Source organism: Okeania sp., from assembly GCF_983059655.1.
Genome location: NZ_CEZPJD010000876.1, coordinates 1 through 3,173, shown reverse-complemented (window position 1 = coordinate 3,173; position 3,173 = coordinate 1). Strand labels below are relative to the sequence as shown.

Annotated in this window: 1 protein-coding gene; it reads left to right on the top strand. The window is 38.4% G+C overall.

Annotated features, from left to right (window positions below; all coding sequences use genetic code 11):
• Positions 1-3,017 (top strand): amino acid adenylation domain-containing protein (locus AC3DU7_RS29630; protein WP_488042830.1); only part of this gene is annotated, 3,017 nt, incomplete at its 5' end.
• Positions 3,018-3,173 lie beyond the last annotated feature (156 nt).

Genomic DNA, 3,173 nt, shown 5'->3' with positions numbered 1-3,173 from the left:
TGTTAGGAATATTAAAAGCAGGTGGTGCCTATGTTCCAATCGATCCAAATTATCCCACAGAACGTTTGAGTTATATGTTAGAAGATGCAGCAGTACCAGTGTTGCTCGCCAGTGAATCAGTATTGGAGCTTTTGCCAGAACATTCTGCACAAGTGGTATGTTTGGATAGTAATTGGGATGCTATTGCCAATCTGAGTATTGAAAATATAGTTAGTGGCGTAACTCCAGAGAATTTGGCTTATACAATCTATACTTCAGGTTCTACCGGAAAACCAAAAGGAGTTCAAATCTGTCACTATTCTGTAGTCAACTTCTTAGTATCCATGAATAGTTATCTCAGATTGACTTCAGAAGATACCCTCAGTGCCATTACTACCATATCCTTTGACATTGCAGCTTTGGAGTTATATCTACCACTGACTTTAGGAGCAAAATTGGCTGTGGTTTCGCGTCAAATAGCCACTGATGGTAATCAGTTATTGGATTACTTAGAAAAATCATCCACAACAGTGATGCAAGGAACTCCTGCTACCTGGGAAATGATCTTAGCTTCAGGATTATCAAAGCCAAACTTAGGAATCAAAATCTTATGTGGTGGAGAAGCTCTGTCTATTCAATTAGCTAATCAACTTAAGAACAGTGGTATCCAGTTATGGAACTTGTACGGCCCGACTGAAGCTACTATTTGGTCGGCAATTTACTCTGTGGAGGATGACTCAAAGCTAGAAGAAAGTGGAAAAGTAACAACACCAATTGGTCATCCTCTTGCCAACACCAAAATCCATATCCTAGACAAAAATCATCAACCATTACCCATTGGAGTCCCAGGAGAATTATATATCGGTGGTGCAGGTTTAGCTCGTGGTTATCTCAACCGTTCTGAATTAACAGCAGAAAAATTCATTCCAGATACTTTTAACAATAACAACTCAAAATTATATAAAACAGGAGATTTAGCTCGATATTTGCCAGATGGTAATATTGAATATCTCGGTCGCATTGATAACCAAGTAAAAATTCGCGGGTTCAGAATAGAGCTTGGGGAAATAGAAGTTGTTTTAGCTCGACATCCAGCAATACAACAGACAGTAGTAACTGTCCAAGAATATAATCCTGGTGACAAACGTTTAGTCGCGTATCTTATTTGCCATTCCCAACAACCTACCATTGATGAACTACGGTCTTTTCTGAAAGAAAAACTACCATATTACATGATTCCATCAGCTTTTGTAATGTTGGATGCTTTCCCCCTAACCCCTAATGGCAAAATTAACCGTCGAGCATTGAAACCACCTGTAAACTTGGGCAGTTCCGAAAACAGCTTTGTACCACCTAGCACCGCAGTCGAGAAAAAACTGGCAGCTATCTGGTCAGAAGTTTTAGGGATAAAAAAGGTGGGCATTCACGACAACTTTTTTGACCTTGGCGGTCATTCACTTTTAATCATTCAAGTCCAGAATAGACTTAAAGAAATATCTTCTAGTAATCTCACAGTTATCGACCTATTTAAAAATCCTACGATCAACACCCTAGCGCAAATAGTAAAATTCACTCCGGTAACTGAGACTCTAGAAAGTCAATCTATTAAACCAATATCGCGTCAACTCAAGTTACCCCTATCATTTTCTCAACAACGTCTGTGGGTTCTCGACCAACTTGAAAAAAGTGCTGCCTATAATATCCCATTATCTATAGGTTTGCATGGGGCTCTGAACTTGGATGCCTTGGAACGAGCATTTGTAGAAATTATCCGCAGACATGAAGCTTTGCGGACTAGCTTTCAAGTAGTCGATGGAAAAGCAGTACAAATAATTTCTGACAATACAGATTTTAGCCTCTCAGTTATCGACTGGCGAGAATTATCAAAAGGAGAGCAGGATAAACAAGTTCGAGAATTAGCAATTTCCGAAGGTCAACACATATTTGACTTGAGCAAAGACCCATTATTGCGAGTCACCCTAATCAAACTGACAGATAAAGAACATATATTAGTATTTGTCATCCATCATATTATTTCTGATGAATGGTCATTTAGTATTATGATTCAGGAATTAGCTACTTTATATGATGCTTTTTCTCGTGGGATGCCATCCCCTCTACCAGACCTATCTATTCAATATGCAGACTTTGCCTACTGGCAACGGCAATATTTACAAGATGACTTGTTTACCGAACAACTAGCTTACTGGCAACAACAGTTAGCAGGGGTTCCCACGGTCTTAGCTCTACCTACAGACAGACCGCGCCCCCAAACGCAGAGTTTCCGAGGTGCTACTACTACGTTTGAGTTACCATCGGAACTCAGCAACAAGATTAAAAAAGTGAGTCAGTCAGAGGAAGTAACATTATTTATGATGTTGTTGACTGGGTTTCAAACGTTACTTTACTGTTATAGTCAGCAACAAGATTTTTGTATTGGTTCTCCTATTGCTAACCGTAACCGACGGGAAACGGAAGGAATTATCGGATTTTTTGTCAATACTTTGGTGTTGCGTGCTGATTCATCTGGAAATCCTAGTTTTCGGGAGTTATTACAGCGAGTTAAAGATACAGCAATAGGAGCTTTTGCTCATCAAGATTTGCCCTTTGAAAAGTTGTTAGAAGAGTTGAAAATCGAGCGTTCTTTAAGTCATAATCCACTATTTCAGGTGTGGTTTGTCTTTAATAATGTGTCAATATCTACCTTAGAAATGCCGGGATTGAGCTTGACTCCTTTAGAATTTGAAAATGGATTTGTCAGACACGATTTAAGGTTAGGTTTATCGGAAACTAACATTGGTATTTCTGGTTCTTTTCAGTATAAAACTGATTTGTTTGATGCTGAGACTATTAATTCTATGGTCAAAGATTTGGAGACTATTTTTAGTCACATTGTAGAAAATGTGGATATGAAATTAAGTGAAATGTCAGATATTATTGAGGCTTCTAAGAAACAAAAACAAATTTTGCAGGAGCAAGAGTTAGAAGACAAGAATCGACAAAAGTTGAAAAAGATGAAACGAAAATCTGTCTTGTAGTAGGTTGGGTAAAGCGGAGCGCAACCCAACACCAAATAAGTCAGAAATAAATCTAGTTGGGTTTCCTTCCTCAACCCAACCTACTCCATCAAAAAATACTATGAACAAAATCGGCAATATTAAACGCAAAAAACTAAAATTATCCTCCCAAGAATT